This window comes from Magnetospira sp. QH-2, assembly GCF_000968135.1.
Taxonomy (GTDB): domain Bacteria; phylum Pseudomonadota; class Alphaproteobacteria; order Rhodospirillales; family Magnetospiraceae; genus Magnetospira.
The window spans coordinates 319,737-339,756 of record NZ_FO538765.1 but is presented as its reverse complement, the minus strand read 5'-3'; the positions used below and the strand labels follow the sequence as shown (position 1 = coordinate 339,756).

Genomic DNA, 20,020 nt, shown 5'->3' with positions numbered 1-20,020 from the left:
TTGTGCTGCCCATATGCCTGCCGTGCCGGAGAGAGGTCTCACGATGACGTTGTTTCGATTCCTGCCCATTGTCGCGATCTTGTCGGTCATTCACGCCTCAACAGCCCTATCCGAAACCCTTTCCAAAGGCCTTGCCGCCTATGACCGAAAGGACTATGCGACAGCTTTTCCAGTCCTCAAGGAGTGGGCGGAACGAGGTAATCCCATCGCCCAGTTCCATTTCGGCGCCCTGTATGATCGGGGCAACGGAATTGCGAAAGACCAAGAAGTTGCCTTCGAGTGGTTTGAGAAGGCAGCGGCGCAGGGGCACATGGACGCCCAGTTCAACTTGGCGCTCATGTTGTTGAACGGTCGGGGAGCGGCGCGTGATCCAGATCGGGCCGTGGCCTTGTTCAGGAAGGTGGACCGATATGGCAAGGGGGATTTCGAAGCCCGTGTCTACGCCGATATCTGGGAAAAGTATGGAGCCGCTTTTGAGCGATGGAAGCCGGCGGCTGATTTTCTACTCCAAAAGGCGGAGGCCGGAGATGTTTGGGCCCAGAGCCTCTATGCACGGGTTGATCTGCAACTGCACTGGAATCATGACCGCCACATGGAATGGATTCGCAAGGCGGCTGGAAACGGCAGCCTTGCTGATCAATATTCTCTGTTCATCGGTGGTTTTCTGTCCGGCCAGTGGAAAGAGAATGACGAAACCTATGAAACCCTGGTTGCCGATCTGGCGCGGGCCAAGCACCCCGGATTCGCTCTGTGGATGACCTATCTCACGATTGAGGAAAAGGGTATTGAAGAGGCCATAACTCTATCGACAAACATGTTGAAAGAGCTTGATCCGGTATACGAGTTGGAGCGCGATGCCCGGAGCTTGTTGTTGCTCAAGGCGACAAATTCTTTTTTGATGCTTTGGGTGGGTCTGACCCAGGGTCAGGGACCCAAGCCTTTGGAAAGAATACTGAATGCCCACTGGAATCTGACTCTGCTGGATTTGAATCGCGATCACAAAAAATATCCGCTGTCCGGTTCGACAACCTGTATCTCTCCCTACTTAGCCCACCTCTACCTTTACGGAATAGGTGTACCGCAGGATCCGAAAGAGGCGCACAAGTTCCTCTTCCTCTCGGGCGACTGTGAACCCTCTCATCCGAGCGATTTGGTCAATTTCCTTGATATCGATTTTGAACGCCAAAAAAAGGACTTAGCCCAGTTCGCCAGCCCCGAAGTCCTCCGCGAGGCGCGCATCCGGGCGGCGCAATGGTGGCTGGAAACCCTCCGCAAGCCTTGAGTTCGCAGCTCTATCCTACCGAATTACGATCCCGGTACGGATCCTTGCCTAATTCATTAGAAACCGACAAAATATAAATTATAGATTGTGCTTCCCATGTGCCTGCCGTGGCGGAGAGAGGTCTCACGATGACGTTGTTGCCCAACGGTTCGTACGCCGGTGGACCCGGGTCGGGTGGGTCTATGCCATCCGGACATTCGAACTCACCTCCGAAGGCCTGTATCTCAGGCGGGAAGGACGGTCCCACCTGCTGGCCTACGGCACCGTGGGTGAGGTCGAGGTCTCGCCGGATGGCTGCAAGGTGTTGTTCGTCACCGGCGGGGAATGGCATCGCCGCTGGACTCTGGACCGGTCCGACCGGCACGCCCGCATGGTGGAAGTTTGCGCCCACCGGGACGACATCCTCTAAATTATCATTATCAACCCCTATCAATGGAGTAAGACGATGACCGAACCCAAGTCATTGGGCGTTTCGCACGTCCGAGATTTGGGAACTATGAAGAGTAAATTCATAATAATAAATATATATCCATATAGATATAATATTATATTCTAATGCTTAGTATGGCAAATATAAATGGCCATATAAACAACAATATAGAAGAATATATTGTGTACATAAAATTCTTAATGTCTGATCCGAATACAAAAAATATAGAATATATATAAAAAAATATCAATAGTACTAAATTTATATGATACACAACCAACGAATTTATTGCGCTATTATCTTTATACGATATTGAGATAGAAAATATCTCAAATACATAAATAATAATTAATGAATATAACGATGTGTATATAGACAATAAATATATGTATATTCTTTTATTACATGCTATTGAACTTAGATTTGTGAACAGGTGAAAATAAGATAAAAATATAATGGAAACAATGCCAAAAAAAATAAGAAACGAGCATAATTCAAAAATACACCCAAAAACCCCATTATTATTTGCTGACATGACCAATGCGAAAGTGCAGTAAATTAAGAATAACGATGATATCTTGAAATAGTTCATGATCAATTATCCTATAACAAATAAAGGAGTGGAAAAATGTCATCTTGGCAGAATGGTTTATGGACAGAAGGAATTTATGTGGAAGCAAAAGAGGTGCAACTAGGTAAACTAGATACCGGAAAATTCCATGCTTATCTTACGTACATAGATGCAAACGGTCATATACAGGTTATTCGAGGCGGACCGGGTCCTTATTTTACTTTTGACAATATTGTCATAGAGGCGGGGATACCCCTGGATCAATCCTCAGACGCGTATGGTCCCGGTGAAACGCCTCAATCACGTGGTCGCAAAGCACTCGAAATCGGCAACAGGAATCCCAACAAAGTTTGGGGTCAAATGGTGAGCGATGCAACCAAAATTGAAAATATGGATCTAGATTACAATCTCAACCTATGGCGTTCCCAGAACAGTAACTCTGTCATTGCCCATGTCTTGGAGAAATCAAACATTCCGGTTTCCATTGATACCCTGCCCGCCGGGCTGGATATGGATGACCTGCCTGGCTACACCAATGATCTAAAGGCAATTGGGCCTCAAAGCCTGTCAGCAATGGTGGCCCGAAACCATCAATCCCCCAGCCACCCCATCTCCATTCTCGACGGCCATCGACCGACCACCGCTCCCGACCGCGAGCGGGATTATCATCCGGGTGTGGAGTTCCAGGGGATTGGCTCCCATGGGGCGCCGCTGGTGGATCCCTCTTACGATTTCCACCCGGACACCGAATTCCAGGGCCTGGGTTCCTCCGGCGCGCCGCTGACCGATCCGACCCGGGACTACCATCCGGGCGTGGAGTTCGACGGCCTGGATGCCTCGGGCGGGCCCTGGGCCGGGCTCGACACCGAGGCCGCCGTCCAATCCCTGGGCCTGTCGCCCATGCAGGCGGCGGAGACGTTGGCGCAGCAACCGGTGTCCCGGCTGTCGGAAAACGACTTGGCTTTCGGGCATATCCTCGATATCCGCGAGAACAAGGCCCATCCGCAGAACGCCAAGGCTCAGACCCTCATTGGCGACTGGGTCAGCCTGTCCATAGAAAGCCACAAGGGCAGAAGACTGACGTTTCTACAATTTATAAATTAATATATGAATAAAAAGCTCTCATAGGTAATTTTCCTGACATTGCGACCAGGACACCGGTGCTTCATGTCATGGACGGCCAGCGATGCGCCGTAGCAAAAAAAACGTGGTTTCCATTTGAGCATCAAGTAAAAGATCAATGGTGAGAATTATTAAATTGCCATTCTCGATATAATCATTATCAACAAGATGAGTGACGAACATATTGAAATTATTATAGATAAAATAAATGCTAGAAAAAATATATATCTGCTTGTTTTTTTATAAAAAGTATATTCGAAATATAAATAAAATGATAAATGACATAATAGAAAAATAATATATATAAAAAATATAGCTGGCCCGTAATTTCTAAATTGCATCGAAATTAACAAAACAATTTGAAATATATATGATGGAGCGATAGAAAAAACTATCACCTGAAAAATTGATGTATATATGCATGAAAATTTATCTTCGAAAATTGATGTAAATGCATTGAATAAATACCTTAAGAAAAATATAAGTGTTAATGAAATAATAGAAGAATACTTATCATCAATATTGTATACGCTACCATTTATCCCTTCGCCAATACCAATGGCAAAATATGTATAAAATAATGAAAATATAAATAAAGATGGATAAACAATATGTCTGTATGAAATATTTGATAATATTTTCATTATATTTAGCATTTCTATGTTTGTCCATATCTGATCTAAGGAGCTTTTGATATGCAAAATTTTTTAATCCAAGACCGCCTGCCGGAAGGTATCTATATTGAATCGCGGCCCGCCCCCGCGCCGTTCGGCCTCTTTTATCATCATTCCTATCTGACTTATCGCGATGGAAAGGGCCAGGTCGAAGTTATTCGAGGGGGACCAAACACTCGATTGGCTGAAAATGGCACAATCGTTGTTGAAGCAGGAATACCTCTTGAGCACTCGAAAGATGCGTATGCAATTGGAGAGGACGGGGCATCGCGGGGCGCCACAAAACTCAATCTCGCAGGCCGGGAAGCTAAAGAAGTATGGCAAACGATGATTGAAGTTGCAAGGGCTGTTGAAGCTTTGGAATTAGGATACGATGTAACGAACGAGTTTATACTCGGCGAGCCAATGCGAAACAGCAATTCCGTTGTTGCTCATGTCATGGAAATGTCCGGTGTTCCAGTTACTTTTGGGGTGTTGCCTCATGGGCTAACGGTCGAGGATTTGCCTGGCATTGAAAACAATCTTATCACCTTCGATCCAAGAGCCTTTTCCAGGTCTCTCAGAGTCGGACTCAGAAAGAAGCTTTCGAGTTCAATCTCTTGCTAGACGCCGGGTGAGCTGGCGTATACTGGCGATGGTAATCCAAGCGACGGCGCTTTCGATGGTCGCCTCGAAATCCTTGGCCAGTCTACGACACCGACCGAGCCAAGCGAAGGTACGCTCCACGACCCAGCGCCGGGGTAGAACCTCGAAACCGTTTGCCGCATCGGAGCGCTTGATCACTTCAATGGTCCATTGTCCGATCTTTTCCAGCGCGCCGCGCAGCTTTTGTCCAGCATAGCCTCCGTCAGCGAAGACATGGCGTAGCCAAGGGAGGCGGCTGCGAAAGGAGGCGAGGATCCCGGGAGCACCGTCGCGATCCTGGATATCCGCCTCGTGCACCATGACGGCAACCATGAAGCCTTCGGTATCGGTGACGATGTGACGCTTCCGGCCTTTGATCTTCTTGCCTGCGTCAAAGCCCCGGGGGCCGCCGCTCTCCGTGGTTTTCACGCTCTGGCTGTCGATCACTCCGGCACTTGGGGAGGCCTCCCTGCCCATCGCCTCGCGTGCCGCCATGACAAGATGATGATTGATCGTCGCCCACCGACCGTCGTCGCGCCAATCGTAAAAATATCCCTGTACCGTCGAATAGGGCGGAAAGCATTTCGGCAACAGTCGCCACTGACATCCACTCGCCGCGATATAGAGCAACGCATTGACAACCTCCCGCAAATCCGTCTCGCGTGGCCGACCCAATCGGTTCGCCTCGGGTAAATGCGGCTCGATCCATTCCCATTCCTCTTGTGTCAGGTCGCTTGCATACCGGCTGTTGTTGCGCTCATACTTGGGACGAGTGGTCTCGGTCCACATCTTGTGTCTCCTTCATTGTTTGGTCACAACGATAGAATCACAAGTGACTGATTCCACTCAACTCTTTTTCAGCCAGCCTCTCAAGGCCGCCACCCCCCTTCCCAGCCACCCCATCTCCATTCTCGACGGCCATCGACCGACCACCGCTCCCGACCGCGAGCGGGATTATCATCCGGGTGTGGAGTTCCAGGGGATTGGCTCCCATGGGGCGCCGCTGGTGGATCCCTCTTACGATTTCCACCCGGATACCGAATTCCAGGGCCTGGGTTCCTCCGGCGCGCCGCTGACGGATCCGGCCCGGGACTACCATCCGGGGGTGGAGTTCGACGGCCTGGATGCCTCGGGCGGGCCCTGGGCCGGGCTCGACACCGAGGCCGCCGTCCAATCCCTGGGCCTGTCGCCCATGCAGGCGGCGGAGACGTTGGCGCAGCAACCGGTATCCCGGCTGTCGGAAAACGACGTGGCTTTCGGGCATATCCTCGATATCCGCGAGAACAAGGCCCATCCGCAGAACGCCAAGGCTCAGACCCTTATTGGCGACTGGGTCAGCCATTTCGTCCAGGGCGGGCCGGTCAAAACCGATGCCGCCGGGCGGATGGAGAAACCGGCCTACAAGACCGAGCCGCCCAAGACCTCGGCCCTGGCGACCCTGGCCAATCAGCAGGCGCGCCGGGACAAGGCCGCGCGGCAGGCCCGCACCGCCCGCGTGGCGGCGGAGAAACAGCGCACCGAGGACATCATCAAGGCCTCCGGCGAAATCCAGAAGGCTACCGACAAGGCGGCCAAACAGGATGCCAAGGTGGCGGCCCAATGGGCGGACTATCATGAAAAGACCCGTTCCGCCGCCGGTGCTTATGACTCCACCCCCTTGGGTCGCGCCGAACATGTGGAAGCGCGGGGCACGCCCCTGGCCGACAAGCTGGGCGGTGGCCTCGGTCTGGACAAGGTCGGAACCATGGAAACCTCTCCGCAGCCAACCGAGACGCCGCAGGGCCGTGCCTCGGAGCCCGAGGTCTCGAACCGGCAATCGTCAACCGGCCTGAGTGGCGGCGATTCCATCCATCAAGCCGAGGCGACCCTCTCGCCCGCGCCAGGCCAACCGAAGCCCGGTACCCAATGGCATACGGGCAAAACCTATGGGCCCGGCGAGTTGACTCCGGCGGATACCGAATACTATGTGGTCGGCAACAGCGAGGCCGCGCCCTCGGATAATCTGAGCGACCGGGTGATCTGCACCGAACTGTATCGCCAGGGCCTGTTGGACCGTCCTTTGTATGTGCTGGACCTGCGCTTTACCGCAAAACACCTGAGCCCGGCTCATGTGCGCGGCTATCATTTCTGGGCCCTTCCCCTGGTCCGCGCCATGCGCCGCTCGCCCCGGGTCACCCGCTGGGTACGGCCCTTTGCCATCGCCCGGGCTCGCGAGCTGGCCCACCGCATGATGCCCCACCGCTACCCGCCCCATTGGCCGGGTAAGCTGGTGCGCCTGATCGGAGAGCCCGCGAGTTGGCTCCTCGGTCAGCTGGTCGGGCCGTCATCGCTTCAAGTTTCGCGGCCAGACGCCGTATCCCGAACCTGACTTCCCAAGCACGGCGGAGTTCGGTCGAGCGCCTATGAGGCGCTTTTTTCATGCCTGGATCATTTCGGTATCCAGGTCTTTTTGTACAAACCATCAAATACGAGGAGATTTCGATGCAAGACACCAATTTGCGCGACTATGTGTTGTCCGCGCTCGGTCATTTGTCCTGGTCCGAGCTGGACGAACTGGATGAGGCCATCACCCCGCGGGTGGCGGAACTGCTATCCAAGGCCTTTGGGCCGCAGATGCGTCAGCTGCTGGCGCCGCTGATTGCCGGAGAGCGGTAAGCGCGCGTCGCCCCATCCGGCGGCGGACGATTTCTTGTGTATCTTTCAGGCAGTACATAAGAATGACCGCCGTTGGCCACCGACCGGGGACCCCCATGACCCCGGTCGGTGGGCTCTTTCCCCCTCCCCATTATTCGTTAGGAAATTTCGGCGCCGGACAACCCGCTGTGGCGGGCCCGGAAGCCAATCCCATGCCCAAAGTGGCCCGGGGCGGTGCGTCCTTGCAGCGCATCCCAACCCCTTGGGCCAGGCATGTTCCCCATAGGACCGGCCAATGTTTTTGACCGGTCAATCACACATTCCGAACAGGAGAAAATCCCATGACTGTTACAGTCGACCAACATTTCGTGAAGCAATACTCGCTGGAAGTACAACAGAATTTCCAGCGCATGGGTTCCAAGCTGCGCAATACCGTCCGCACCAAGAACAAGGTGCAGGGTTCGACCTACGAGTTCAAGAAGGTCGGCAAGGGCGAGGCCACCGTCAAGGCTCGCCACGGTAAGGTGCCGGTGATGAATCTGGACCATGAGACCATCTCGGTTTCGCTCAGCGACTTCTATGCCGGTGAGTGGATCGACAAGCTCGACGAGATCAAAGTCAACCACGACGAACGGGCTGTTGCCGCCCGGGCCGGGGCCTATGCCCTGGGCCGCAAGACCGACGACCTGATCATCGGATCCCTGGATACCGCGACCGCGGCGCAGAATGCCGGCACCAATGCCGACGGCCTGACCAAGGACAAGGTTCTGGAAGCCTTCGAGATGCTCGGCGCCGGTGACGTGCCCGACGATGGCCAGCGTTACGCCATCGTCGGCTGGAAGCAGTGGTCCGATCTGCTGGGCATCGCCGAATTCGCCGATTCCGACTATGTCGGGGCGGAGGACCTGCCTTGGAAAGGCACTCAGGCCAAGCAATGGCTGGGCGCCCTGTGGATGCCTCACTCCGGTCTGCCGTTGAACGGCACGACCCGGAACTGCTTCTGGTACCACAAGACCGCCGTCGGCCATGCCATTGGTCAGGAGATCCAGGCCGATTTCACCTGGCACGGTGATCGCGCCGCCTTCTTCGTCAACAACATGATGAGCATGGGCTGCGGTCTGATCGACGAGACCGGCGTGGTGCGCATGCCATGTCTGGAAAGCTGATCCGCCTGACACGGGTTTGCTGAATCAAGCGGACCGGCGGGGGTTCCGCCGGTCCGACCTCTTTTCAAATCACAGGAGAAATTAATCATGGCTTACGAAAGTAAGAACCTGAGCGTGTTGGCCTATGCCAACGGCTTCACCCTTTGGCACTACACCACCACCGACCTGAACACTCAAGTCGATGACGTCAGCTATTTCGATGACGCCGCCGATATGCTGCGGGTGGGTGACATGGTCATGGCCAACACCGATACCGGAGAAGGTGGCACGCCCATCGCGGCCTTGTACGCGGTGGCCTCCAATGATGGCACCACCGTTGATCTGACCGATATGACCCAGATCGGCGTACTCAATTCCGATTAAACGAAGTCGGAATACCCAAAAAGAAAACCAACCATTGCAACCTGCGGTCCGTCCTCTTCGGCTTTTTGAGAGGGTGGGCCGCCTTTTCATTAAAGGATAAACGTCATGACACACTCCCTCCCCCTGCGCGGGACGGTGGGTCGCGGCTATGCCGTGGACCTCACCGATGCCCTGGCTTCGAAGCTGATGTTCAAGGCCCTGGGTTACTACCGGACCCCCGACTATGGTCTCACCCCCTATGCCGACGAGCAACTGTCCGAGGCCCTGGAATGGTTCCAAAGGGACCACGATCTGTTCTGTGACGGTCGCATGGACCCGGACGGCTCCACCGCCCGGGCCCTGGCCACCCGCATGCAGGACCTGGGCCGCAACGGCGATACCCTGTTGATCCATGTGAACCCGCAAGAGGCTCGATTGCTGCACCAGATCACCGACGGCGCCACGGTCAACCCCCATACCGGCCTGTTGGAGTTCGCAGACGATTCCTGGACCAATGAGAACTTGATGGATGAGCCCGATTCCGGCGGCGATCGCCCCGACGGCGACGCCTTCGGCTGGGACGATTCGGACCCGGTGGACTACGGCCATGACAGCCCCCCTGACCCCGGTCCCAATGGTTCCAAAAGCGGCGGCATCGACGATGACCGGGTGGACGGTGGCGGCGTGGACGCGAGGGGCACCTATATCGACGGTCTGTTCGGCGGCAAGGTCTATGGCGAATACACCCACGAGGGCTGGAAGTCCTTCGATAAGATCGACCAGGAAATGAAGAATTCCATGGCCCGCAACCGCAAAGCCGCCGAAGAGCGCGACCGCCAGGTCCGGGCCAAGATGCTCGAAGAGGAAGAGGAGAAAAAAGCCAAGGAGGAAGCCGCGCGCCGGGCGGATCGCGAGAAGATCCTTTCCGAGGAGGAGCGGCGCCAAAGGCAGGCGGAACGCGAAGCCCGCCCGGCCTCGGCGGAGCCCTGGTTCGGTCGCATGCTGGGCCTCAACCGCACGGCGGAAGAGATCTCGCGGCAAATGGCGGGGCTAAGTACCGGTGATTGGCGAAAGTCCTATACCAAGTTGGGCCGCCGGTCGCCCAATGCGCCCCGGGTCCAGGGCCCCACCCTGGCCCATCGGGCCGCCGCCCGGGCCAACGCCCGACTGCGCGAGACCAAGGCCAAGAATGCGGGCACCGGCCTCCTGGCCCAGACCTACGCCCCCTATGCCCCGGCCCAAAAAGAGCCTTCCATCTTCGATCCCGACCGGCCCGCATTGGCTCCGGCCCAGACCTTGGGCAAAGCGACCCAAGCCGCCAAGCCCACCGGAACCTCCGTGTTCGATCCCAACTGGAATGGGGTCTATCGGGATCCCAAGGCCCCCACCAGTCCATCCCCCACTGGCCTGACTCCCACCCGGGCCAATGCCGCGCGGTTGGACGCCACCCGGCCCACCGGCCCCTTGCCATCGCCCACTCGCGACCCGATCCTCGACGAACCCGCCATCATCGACCCGGCGGCCCTGGACGGCCTAGTCGGGGCGCTGGGGCAAATCCTTGGTGGTCCGCCGGAGGCGCCGGGGGTCCGGGTGGCCGAGAACAGGGTCAAGCGATCGGATTCTCATAAATCCATTGTCGATCTGCACACGGGTGAATCGTTGTCCGTGAGCAGCAAGCCTGGCAATAATCCGGGCTTGGGAACCAGGATCAGCGAGAGTCCCGGCGCGGCTTTGGACGCCTTGAAGAGCTCGGCCCGCTTGACGGTCGATCGGATTGAATCCCTCGTTTTCCAGCCTGAGGGTCCATTGCCCGAGGAGCTAATCGTCAGTACCGGGATTTTCTACGATCTGATCGAAGCTGGGGGGCGTCTGGCGGGCTATACGGTCGCCGCCGACAATCTCGCCCATTTCCGGGCCGGAACCGGCGAACCCCGGTGGATCGACAGCGACTGGCTGCGGTCCAAGAAGTCAATTGAAGAGGCGGAGTTGGAAAACCGATACTCGGTTCTCGCCTCCGCCCGCAAAGACCTCCAGTCCCGGCTCGGAGATCTACCCGATGGCGGTCGACTCGGGGTCGGCGGTTCCCGCGTTACAATTATTGATGCCGAGAAACACAAGGGTCAGAACGACTTGTTCTACGCCTCCAATCTGTCCAACCTGCGCTCCGAGGGTCGCTTCACCGCCCATCGCCAAGGCAACAGGGTAAGTCTCTCGGGCTGGGTCAACCACGGTTGGAGCGACCGCTACGACTGGCACAATAATAAGATGGCGACAATTCTCGGTGTCGATGTTCCCGACTATCTGGGTAATGTCCTGCGTGACCATCGGGGCGCGAAGGAATTTGACATGCTGTCGCATTGGCAGCAGACTGTCACGATCCATGCGACCATTATGTCGGACGGCACCCTCGAATGGGACGATGACCAACCGGATTGGCAAGACCTCGACTGATATCCTGGCCCTGGGCCGGGGGCACCTCTGGTGCCTCCTGCTCGTGGCCGGACTTATTTTCGCCACGGGGCTGGCCTCCTGGTTCTGGTATCGGCTGGAATACCAGATGCCGACCCATGAGGTGCTGGTCTATTGCCGTGATCCCGGACATCGCCACTTAAAAACCACCAACGGGTGGAAAATGCGCGACCGCTTTTTCTCGAACTATGTCCAGCAGTTGGACGAATCGAACATCACCTATATGGCGATTGATGTTGTGGAGGAGACCGTCCGCAAAAATGGTATCACCAAAGACCTCCGAGAAAAGGTCAATAAAATCTGGTGGGTCCGGACCGACCCGGATTTGCTTGCATTCCCACAAGAATCAAGGCTAGCCGCCATCGAGACCCTGAAACAGGACCGGGCCGCCTGCCGTAAGACCATCACCCTTAGGAGGGAAAATGAACGGGTAGAGTTCGAGTTGGTCGAACCCACCTGCGCCGAGATGCGGCAAATCGCCTTCTGGCGCGACCGGGAGGACCAGCGCAAGCTGCCGGAGTTCGACATGGACTGTTTGGCGCGGAAGAAGGCCGAAAAATCGAAGGCTCCGTAATCGCTCCGCCAAGGCCTCCTTGCGGGACCGCATGGCATCTCTCGCCCATACGAGCCCCAATGCCTTCCAGACCTTGCCGGACCTGGTCCAGGTCTGGTCCCTGGATGCTCGCGACCATGGGATCGAGGTCGCCGACCAACGCAGTCTGGCCCATTCCGGGCTGCAGGCCTTTTTCGGTGTGCTGGGAAACGCCCTGGCCGATCTGGTCGAGACGATGAACAAGAGTGGCACGGGAAAGATCGTCAAGACCGTCAATCCCGATGAGGTCCTGCGCGGCGAGCGCTGGGCCCGGGACCTGCGTGATTGGTCCCGGGAAAGCCGCCGGGTGCCCGGTCACCATCGGGGCCGCGCGACTGTCAGTCGGGCCCAGCGGGTGGCGGACCTGACCGTGAGCCTGGTCAAAACGGCGGTCAGTGTTCCCGGTGTCTCGACCCTGAACGGCATGATGCAGGTCTATGACCGGGAGTTGACGCGGCAACGGCAACAGGGCGTCCCCGAGGCCCAGGCCCGCCACGCGGCGGCGATCGATGCCGGGGTTCACGGCGTCGTCAACGTCACCGCCGGTCGGGTCGCCGGTTCCCTCACCAAGGAGGCCAGGAACGAGTTCGTCGACCTGCTCGGCGACGTCACCGCCGGCATGGTCGCAGACAAGGTCTATGAGATGTATGAGGAGTGGATGGAGGAGCGGGATCTCGAAACACAAGACATCGAGAAAACCGAGGAAGGTCGCTGATCTTTCAAGGCCAACAATCTTCGTCCATCGGATAAGGCTTGGCGGGCAGGGGCTCGACCTTTGCCCGCCAGGCATCCGCCATCTTCTCGCCTTTGCGATAGAGCATCATTTCCTCATCACTCATTGAGGCCTTCATTTCATGGAGTTTCCTGGCCGCAATTTGATCACCCAACTTCGCTGCAAGAATCATCTTCATATAACCCTTTTCGTTTGGTGTGGCGGAAACTTCAAGATGAAGCTCGCCCATAAATCCCAGAGCAAGTTCATTTCCTTGGTCGGCAGCCCTATGGCACCAGTTGTTGGCCTCCCACCGCAACCAAAAATTCGATTTCCAAAAATAACTAGAATTCTTAGCGAGCAACAAACACAACGCCCATTGCGCACTATCATAATTGTTCTTCGCCGAAATCTCGTACAGGCAGGCCGCTTTGTCGATGTCCCTCGTGACGCCTTGCGCGTTGTTGACCATATACCCCAACGCATAGACGGCGCGGCGATAGGTATCCACGTCCTCGGTCTGCCTGGCGGCCTTGCGGTACCAGTCCAGAGCCGCCTGATAGAACACCGGCTGGCCGAGCCCGAAGCGATGAATGTCGGCGATCCAGTACTGCGCCCTCGGATCCCCGGCCTCGGCCAGGGGCAGCCAGGTCTCATAGGCGGTCTCGTAGTCCTCGGCCTCGTAGGCCGCCATGCCGGTCTCGAAATCCGCCCGCGCCGGGACGGTGGCGAACAGAACGAACAGAATGACCATAAAAACACGCATGAGAGGAGTGTGGCACCGATCCGGGCCCGGCACAAGGCCGCCCGGGCCAATGCCCGCCCCGAGCCTCGACGACGTCCCGGTAGTCGATCCGGCGATCCTTGATCGCTCGAAAGTGAAGCCTGCGGCGGAAGACTCCAAAGGCCTTGGACATATATGCAAAATATTATAACCTATTGTTTTGTTGATATAAATAAAGATTAACTGCCATATGGTTAATATGGTTCCAGGCACCTTTCGGGGTGCCTTTTTTTCGTGCCGACCCCCAACCAGAGAAAAGGAGAATCCCATGGCCCTTTCAGCCATAGCCCTGTGTTCCCGCGCCCTGTTGAAAATCGGGGCTCGATCCATCGCATCCTTTGACGAAGGAACCGCAGAGGCGGAGGTTGCCGCCAACCTCTATCCCTCCACCCGAGACGCGCTCGTTTCAGCCTACCCATGGAGCTTTGCTACTGGCCAGACGGAGCTGGCTCGCTTGTCAGCCGTGCCGGTGGCCGACTACACCTATGCCTATCAGCTGCCCAACGATTTCCTGCGTGCCCTGTCGGCCGGAGCCGATGGATCTGGCCGCGGGATGATCTATCGCATCGCCGAGCACCGTCTGCATTGCGATGTCGATCAAGTCATTCTGACCTATATTTTCCGGCCCGATGAATCCGGCTTTCCCCCATTCTTCGATCAGGCGCTGATTGCCCGGCTCGCGGCCGAATTCTGCATCCCCATCACCGAAAGCACCTCGCGGGCGGACAAGCTGATGGCGCTTTCGGAAAAGTCCTTCCATGAGGCGAAGAACATCGATGCTCAGCAAGACACGCCGCAGACCTTCGATGACTACACCCTGATCGGAGTGCGTTCGTGATGTCCAACATGAAAGCGACCAAGACCAGCTTCGCCGCTGGCGAGGTTTCGCCCCGGCTGTTAGGTCGCGGCGACCTGCGATCCTTCGAAAATGGCGCCAAGACCTTGCGCAATGTGTTCATTTTCCCCACTGGCGGTCTGACCCGTCGGCCGGGATTGCGCCATGTGGACAGCGCCCTGGGCAAAGGCCGTCTGGTGCCGTTCGAATTCAACACCGAACAGGTCTATCTGCTGCATTTCACCGACCAGACCATGACCGTCTTCAAGGATGGTGCCAAGGTTCTGGACGATGGGTCTCCGCTGGCGGTGACCATGCCCTGGACCGAGGAACAACTGGCGCAGATCAACTGGACCCAGAGTGCCGATACCTTGCTCGTGGTGCACCCGGACGTCGCGCCGCAGAAAATCACCCGCACCTCCGATGAGGATTGGACCATCACCGAATGGACCTATCTGGACGAAGAGGACGACGACAAGAAATACAATCGTCTCCAGCAGCCATTCCACAAGTTCGCCGACGACGAGGTCACGGTGACACCGAGCGGAACCGCCAAGGACAGCACCGTGACCGTCAGTGCCTCGGCGGATGTTTTCACCGCCGACCATGTGGGGCAGCGGCTGCGCATCGCCAACAAGGAACTGGAGATCACGACTTTCACTTCCGCCACTGTTGTTTCGGCAACGGTGAAGGAAGCGCTGGTCGATACCCAGGCCAACAAGGATTGGGAGGAGCAAGCCTTTTCCATCAATCATGGTTGGCCCGTTTCCTGTTGTTTCCATCAGGATCGACTGGTCATTGGTGGATCCCGGGACCTGCCCAACCGGTTGTGGATGTCCAAGTCTGCCGATCTGTTCAACTTTGACCTGGGTGAGGGCCTGGACGACGAAAGTATTGAGTTCGCCATCCTGTCTGATCAGGTCAATGCCATCCGGGCGGTATTTTCCGGTCGCCATCTACAGGTCTTTACTTCGGGTGCCGAATGGATGGTCACCGGCTATCCTCTGACCCCGGAGAACGTGCAACTCAACCGCCAGACCCGGATCGGCTCGCCGGTGGACCGGACGGTCCCTCCGCGTGATGTTGATGGCGCAACCCTCTTTATCCCGCGCGGTGGTCCCGGGGTTCACGAGTATTTGTTCACCGATGTGGAGCAGGCCTATCAGTCTTCGGACCTGGCCATGTTGGCCCATCACATTATGGGCAAGACCACAGACCAGGATTTCGATCAGCAATCCCGTATTCTGCATTTTGTGCAAGAGGACGGTGGATTGGTCAGCCTGACTTTGTATCGCACCCAGGAAGTCACTGCCTGGTCTCGGCAATCCACGGATGGATTGTTTGAATCCGTGGCGGTGGCCGGAGAGCGTACCTACGTGGCGGTGAACCGCAACGGTATTCGAACCATCGAGTATTTCGACGACACCTTGTCGCTCGATGGCGCACTAACCGGCGCCGACACCACGCCTAAAACCACCTGGACCGGTCTCGACCACCTGGAAGGCAGAGACGTCAAGGTGGTGGCCGACGGTGCGCCGCGCGATAGCGTGACTGTCAGCAACGGCGCGATCACCCTCGACTATGCCGCCTCGGAGGTGGAGGTCGGACTGCCCTATACCCATATCGTCGAACCCCTCCCGCCAAGTCTGGCCGTGGCGGGCTCCGGCGGCCAGGGGGGCCGGGTGCGGTTGATCAGCGCCACCTTCCGGCTGCAAGACACCCTTTCCCTGCGCCTCGACGTGGGGCGGGGCCTGGTGGAAGTGCCATTCCAGCGTTTCGGCGCGGCGGCCTTCGACACCGCGTGGGAGCCCTTTACCGGCGACAAGACCATTCGTGCCTTCGGCTGGAAAGACGGTGACACGGAATCTCTATGGCGCATCGAAAGCGATGCCCCGCTGCCCTTCACGCTGCTTTCGGTGGTCGCCGAAATGGCCGTGAACGGGTGATTCTAACCCCAAACGAACAGGAGATCTCCATGGGAGAATTTGTCCCACTGATAATTAAAACCACGATGTCCGCGGCCTCCATGGCGCAACAGCAACAACAGAAAAAGGCCGCCGCCGCGCAACAACAGGCCGCTGCCAACCGCGAACTGCAGCAGATATACCAAAAACAGGCCATTGAGGACCGCAAACGCCAGGAAAAGCTGCGCAAGGATCAGGCCTCTGCAAGAGCTCGCTTCGGCGCCAGCGGCCTCTCCGCTGCCGGTGGATCGGCGGCGGCGTTGGTGCAAGGCATGGAAAAGGAAGCGGCCCAGGAATCCCGAGATAGCTGGGACATGACTCAGCATGCCGTCGAAGACATCAACATCCGCACTAGAAACCTCTTGGATTCCGCCAAGACCAATCCGCTGGACATCGCGCGATTTGCCGTTGGCACGGCATTCAAAGCAAAAAACGTCTTGGATGACTACAATGCAAAAGCAAAACTGGAGCAGTAAACAATGACTGAACATATTAAAATAAATGACTACTCGCCCCGTAAACACTTGCACGCGGTTGATGGTCAAGTCGACTTCCCATTTGAGTTCCAATTCTTTTCCGATGGGGACCTAGAAGTCTTCGTCGACGGAGAGGAAAAGAACCTAAGCGTTGACTATACCGTAACGGGTGCCGGTGAGACCGCTGGTGGCAGCGTGATCTTTACCGAGGCGATGGCCGGTGGTGAAAGCGTGGTCATTGTTCGTAAGATCCCCTTGGAACGCACCACCGATTTCCAGGAAGGCCAGGGCATCCGCTCACAAACCTTCAATGATGAACTGGATCGCCTTGTAGCCATGGTACAGCAGGTCAATGAGGCTGCTACGCGGCTGGTGGGATTGCCAGTCACCTATGCTGGCGACGTCGAACTCACGCTGCCCGATCCGGCCTCCAACAGCCTGATCGGTTGGAATGGAGACGCCAGTCACCTGACCAATTTCGATGCCTCCGCCTTCGTCTTCCAGCCTTCCGGCGAGCCTGCGCTATATGTGACCACGGCGGAAGACGGGCGAACGCTGCTGGAATTGTCCGATGCCGCCAAGCTCGGCACCGCTCAGACCTGGACTGCCCCCCAGCGCTCGACCTTGGCATCGCTGACCGCCGTGGCCGATGTGTTCACGCCGGAATTCGCCACGGCCCAGGACTTCTCTTTCACCGTGGACGCGGTGTCCACCCTGGCCGATCCCATTAATACGGGCGACGCGGGCCCCGAGCCCCTGGCCCCCGGTCAATCGGGATCGATCTTCATCGAACAGGGTACCACCGGCGGCACCTTGTCCTTTGGCACTGCCTGGAAGTTTCCCGGTGGCGCGGCACCTAGCCTTTCCGCCACCAGCGGCGCCGTGGACCGGCTCGACTATATCGTCCGGGCCGATGGAGACGTCCACGCACAACTGACCCAAGACGTAAGGACTCAAGCATGAGCATCATCAAACGAAACATTCTGCTGGCCGGAGGAGACTCCGGCGGCAGCGCCTCAGTATCCTATCCCGTGGATAACGGCTGCTTGCTCAATGGTGCAGCCGCGTTTTCGAAGGTATTCGGCAGCGCGGGTAGCGGCACAGTCATGACTTTCAGCATCTGGTTCAAGCCATGTGATATAGACGTAAACGCGACTCTGTTTGGTCATTACAAAGATGCCAACAACCGTTTTTATATTGATCGCTCTGGCAACCGGATCGATTTGTACCTCCAAGTTGGCGGGACCCCGGTGTGCAGCTACACCACCAATGCCGTCCTGCGGGATGTTTCGGCTTGGTATCACTTGGTTGTGACCGTCGATACTGGTGAAGCGTCAGCGGATCGTGTCAAGATCTGGATCAACGGCGACCGTATTACCGATTGGAACACAACCCCTACTTTGCATACGGGGGTGGCCAGCACAAGCTGGAACGTGGACACGGTTGAGCCTAGTTATGTAGGCCGCTGGTCGAGCAGCAACTATTTTCATGGCTACCTTGCCCAAGTGGCTTTCGTGGACGGCTCCGCGTATTTGGCTACTGATTTCGGTCAGTATAATGACACATCAGGTTCTTGGGAACCGATCAACCTCTCCGGCATTACCTGGGGCGCTCGGGGCTTCTATCTGGATTTCGCCGACGCCAGCCCCAACTTGGGAGATGATGAAAGCGGGAATACCAACGACTGGATCGAAGTTGGCTCCCCCATCCAAGTGGCCGACACTCCTACGAACAATACCTGCACCGGCAATTACCTCGATCAGACGGATGGCAACGGTCCTGCTTCCGCCAACTTACTCTCAGGCGGCAATCTCACCATGCGGGCGGATGGGGGTAACAACTGCGCAGTTGGGGGATCAATAGGTCTCCCTGTCACCGGTAAATGGTACTTCGAGGCCGAAGCTGTTGGTACTAATAGTTTCATAGGCGTCGGCCAATCTGGTATCTGGAAACTGACAGTAGGTACCTTCACCAATTGTCATCTGTATAAGCAGAGTGACGGCAACAAGATCGACACTGCAGGCACGTCCTCTGCCTATGGTACCGGCTACGCGAACACGGATGTTATCGGCGTCGCCGTTGATTGCGACAATCAAGCCATCTATTTCGCCAAAAACGGTACATGGCAGAACTCCGGCGACCCCACCAGTGGAGCCTCCAAGACCGGTGCTGCTTTCACGGGACAGGATTATGCCGGATGGGTTGCCATTTTCGGAAATCATGGCAACGCGTCTACAGGTTGGAATATCCGAACTGAGGACGACTTTACGGGAGCCATCCCTACTGGGTATTCCAGTGTCGGCACAGGCAACTTTCCTGCGCCTGCTGTCGCTGATGTCTCAGGCCTGTTCGTGCAGTCCGTCGGCACACATACCAATATCGAAAGTGCCATCGCCTCACTCCGCAGCGGCTGGGGCAGCGACGAATATGTAGAGTTTTTCGCTGACAGGGATACTTCTGCTAACGCAGAAAAGTTTAGGTTCAGTTTTGACTCAGCGAACGAAACGATGCTCTACACGTCGGAGACTTACCAAGCGGTCAGTACCCTCTCAGGCACCAACCATTTTGGCATGGCAATCCGGTTAAACGCTGCTTATGGAACCTACGGGGCTGCGGTTGCGGTTGATGGTTCAGGACAGGCTACTGTTACCCACAATCTCGGCACAGATAAATGCGCTATCTTCCTGTTCAGACAGGCAAGTGGCGGTGAACTACTTGGCTATCATCCCGCCGTTGATAGCGGCAAACTGATTTCCTGGTGCAACACAGCTAATCAAATAGTCAGCGGCGCGATTACGAACGTCCAAGCCAACAGCTTCGATATCGATGATAGCGGGTTTACGGGCACCTACAATGTGCTTGTTATTGCGGAAACCGAAGGCGTTTCCGCTATCCGTACCTACGAAGGCAATGCAAATGCCGATGGAACTGTTTGTGACTTAGGTCTGTCTCCTGAGTTTACGCTTATCGCCGCAATTGATAACGCAACCGCAGAAGGGCACTGGAACTCATCGCAGTTTGGTGTGGCTGGAACGCTTAACGATATCAGTAATGGTTTCACTTCCGGGGTAGACGACCTAACAAAAGATAAAGACTGGCTGTCAACAGGCATGAAGTGTCGGTCTACGGCTGCTGGAGTAAACGGTTCCCAGACTTACGCCGTTATTGCGTTTGGTACTCCTTTTAAATATGCGAGAGCGCGATAACCGACGGTCCGTCGTCTAGCGATCAGCAAGGGTTGCGACCGTGGCATTCGCCAACCCGCCGGTTCCAACCGACCAATCCCCAAATATGCCGACCTGATGGCACTACTGTCCAAAGGCTTCAGTTGGGTCCGTGGCAA

General features: G+C 56.4%; 18 protein-coding genes. 16 read left to right on the top strand and 2 right to left on the bottom strand.

Going from position 1 to position 20,020, the window contains the following annotated elements:
* Positions 1–43 precede the first annotated feature (43 nt).
* From MGMAQ_RS19170 to MGMAQ_RS01755, 4 genes are all read left to right on the top strand, one after another.
* Positions 44–1,282, top strand: coding sequence for a tetratricopeptide repeat protein (locus tag MGMAQ_RS19170; protein WP_052716041.1), 1,239 nt, complete (start codon positions 44–46; stop codon positions 1,280–1,282).
* 85 nt (positions 1,283–1,367) lie between these two features.
* On the top strand, positions 1,368–1,691 hold the full coding sequence (locus tag MGMAQ_RS01765) for a hypothetical protein (protein WP_046020185.1): 324 nt from the start codon (positions 1,368–1,370) through the stop codon (positions 1,689–1,691).
* Positions 1,692–2,673: 982 nt separating this feature from the next.
* Entirely contained in the window at positions 2,674–3,387 is a 714-nt protein-coding gene (locus tag MGMAQ_RS01760) for a hypothetical protein (protein ID WP_148560793.1), read from the top strand.
* Between the two features lie 713 nt (positions 3,388–4,100).
* Positions 4,101–4,685, top strand: a complete 585-nt coding sequence (locus MGMAQ_RS01755; RefSeq protein ID WP_046020183.1) for a hypothetical protein — start codon at positions 4,101–4,103, stop codon at positions 4,683–4,685.
* Here MGMAQ_RS01755 and MGMAQ_RS01750 read toward each other — a convergent pair.
* The gene (locus tag MGMAQ_RS01750) at positions 4,671–5,492 is read right to left on the bottom strand and encodes an IS5 family transposase (protein ID WP_046020182.1); all 822 of its coding nucleotides are present in this window, start codon (positions 5,490–5,492) and stop codon (positions 4,671–4,673) included. The genes MGMAQ_RS01755 and MGMAQ_RS01750 overlap by 15 nt on opposite strands.
* Positions 5,493–5,535: 43 nt before the next feature.
* On the opposite strand from MGMAQ_RS01750, the gene MGMAQ_RS19165 reads away from it, so the two are divergent.
* The 7 genes from MGMAQ_RS19165 to MGMAQ_RS01720 all read left to right on the top strand — a co-directional run bounded on the left by MGMAQ_RS19165 (position 5,536) and on the right by MGMAQ_RS01720 (position 12,621).
* On the top strand, positions 5,536–7,071 hold the full coding sequence (locus tag MGMAQ_RS19165; protein WP_052716040.1) for a hypothetical protein: 1,536 nt from the start codon (positions 5,536–5,538) through the stop codon (positions 7,069–7,071).
* A gap of 113 nt (positions 7,072–7,184) precedes the next feature.
* Positions 7,185–7,358: a hypothetical protein gene (locus MGMAQ_RS20895; RefSeq protein ID WP_158498743.1), complete on the top strand. Its 174-nt coding sequence runs from the start codon at positions 7,185–7,187 to the stop codon at positions 7,356–7,358.
* Positions 7,359–7,678: 320 nt separating this feature from the next.
* Positions 7,679–8,503 (top strand): phage capsid protein, encoded by an 825-nt coding sequence (locus tag MGMAQ_RS01740; protein ID WP_046020181.1) that lies wholly within the window; start codon positions 7,679–7,681, stop codon positions 8,501–8,503.
* Positions 8,504–8,590: 87 nt separating this feature from the next.
* Positions 8,591–8,866 (top strand): hypothetical protein, encoded by a 276-nt coding sequence (locus tag MGMAQ_RS01735; RefSeq protein ID WP_046020180.1) that lies wholly within the window; start codon positions 8,591–8,593, stop codon positions 8,864–8,866.
* A 105-nt stretch (positions 8,867–8,971) separates the two neighbouring features.
* A complete protein-coding gene (locus tag MGMAQ_RS19160) occupies positions 8,972–11,296 on the top strand; it encodes a hypothetical protein (protein ID WP_052716039.1) in 2,325 nt (774 codons plus the stop codon).
* Entirely contained in the window at positions 11,265–11,888 is a 624-nt protein-coding gene (locus MGMAQ_RS01725) for a hypothetical protein (protein WP_046020179.1), read from the top strand. Before MGMAQ_RS19160 ends, MGMAQ_RS01725 begins: the two co-directional genes overlap by 32 nt.
* 31 nt (positions 11,889–11,919) lie before the next feature.
* On the top strand, positions 11,920–12,621 hold the full coding sequence (locus MGMAQ_RS01720) for a hypothetical protein (protein WP_046020178.1): 702 nt from the start codon (positions 11,920–11,922) through the stop codon (positions 12,619–12,621).
* A 4-nt stretch (positions 12,622–12,625) separates the two neighbouring features.
* On the opposite strand, the gene MGMAQ_RS19155 is transcribed toward MGMAQ_RS01720, so the two are convergent.
* Positions 12,626–13,522 carry a tetratricopeptide repeat protein gene (locus MGMAQ_RS19155; RefSeq protein WP_158498742.1) on the bottom strand — a complete coding sequence of 299 codons (897 nt, stop codon included), beginning with the start codon at positions 13,520–13,522 and terminating at the stop codon, positions 12,626–12,628.
* 148 nt (positions 13,523–13,670) lie between these two features.
* On the opposite strand from MGMAQ_RS19155, the gene MGMAQ_RS01710 reads away from it, so the two are divergent.
* From MGMAQ_RS01710 to MGMAQ_RS01690, 5 genes are all read left to right on the top strand, one after another.
* Positions 13,671–14,240: a hypothetical protein gene (locus tag MGMAQ_RS01710; RefSeq protein ID WP_046020177.1), complete on the top strand. Its 570-nt coding sequence runs from the start codon at positions 13,671–13,673 to the stop codon at positions 14,238–14,240.
* On the top strand, positions 14,240–16,183 hold the full coding sequence (locus MGMAQ_RS01705; RefSeq protein ID WP_046020176.1) for a hypothetical protein: 1,944 nt from the start codon (positions 14,240–14,242) through the stop codon (positions 16,181–16,183). The genes MGMAQ_RS01710 and MGMAQ_RS01705 overlap by 1 nt, the downstream gene beginning before the upstream one ends.
* 65 nt (positions 16,184–16,248) lie before the next feature.
* Positions 16,249–16,677 (top strand): hypothetical protein, encoded by a 429-nt coding sequence (locus MGMAQ_RS19150; protein WP_148560791.1) that lies wholly within the window; start codon positions 16,249–16,251, stop codon positions 16,675–16,677.
* A gap of 3 nt (positions 16,678–16,680) precedes the next feature.
* On the top strand, positions 16,681–17,640 hold the full coding sequence (locus tag MGMAQ_RS01695; RefSeq protein WP_046020175.1) for a hypothetical protein: 960 nt from the start codon (positions 16,681–16,683) through the stop codon (positions 17,638–17,640).
* Positions 17,637–19,883 carry an SPRY domain-containing protein gene (locus MGMAQ_RS01690; protein ID WP_046020174.1) on the top strand — a complete coding sequence of 749 codons (2,247 nt, stop codon included), beginning with the start codon at positions 17,637–17,639 and terminating at the stop codon, positions 19,881–19,883. The genes MGMAQ_RS01695 and MGMAQ_RS01690 overlap by 4 nt, the downstream gene beginning before the upstream one ends.
* Positions 19,884–20,020 lie beyond the last annotated feature (137 nt).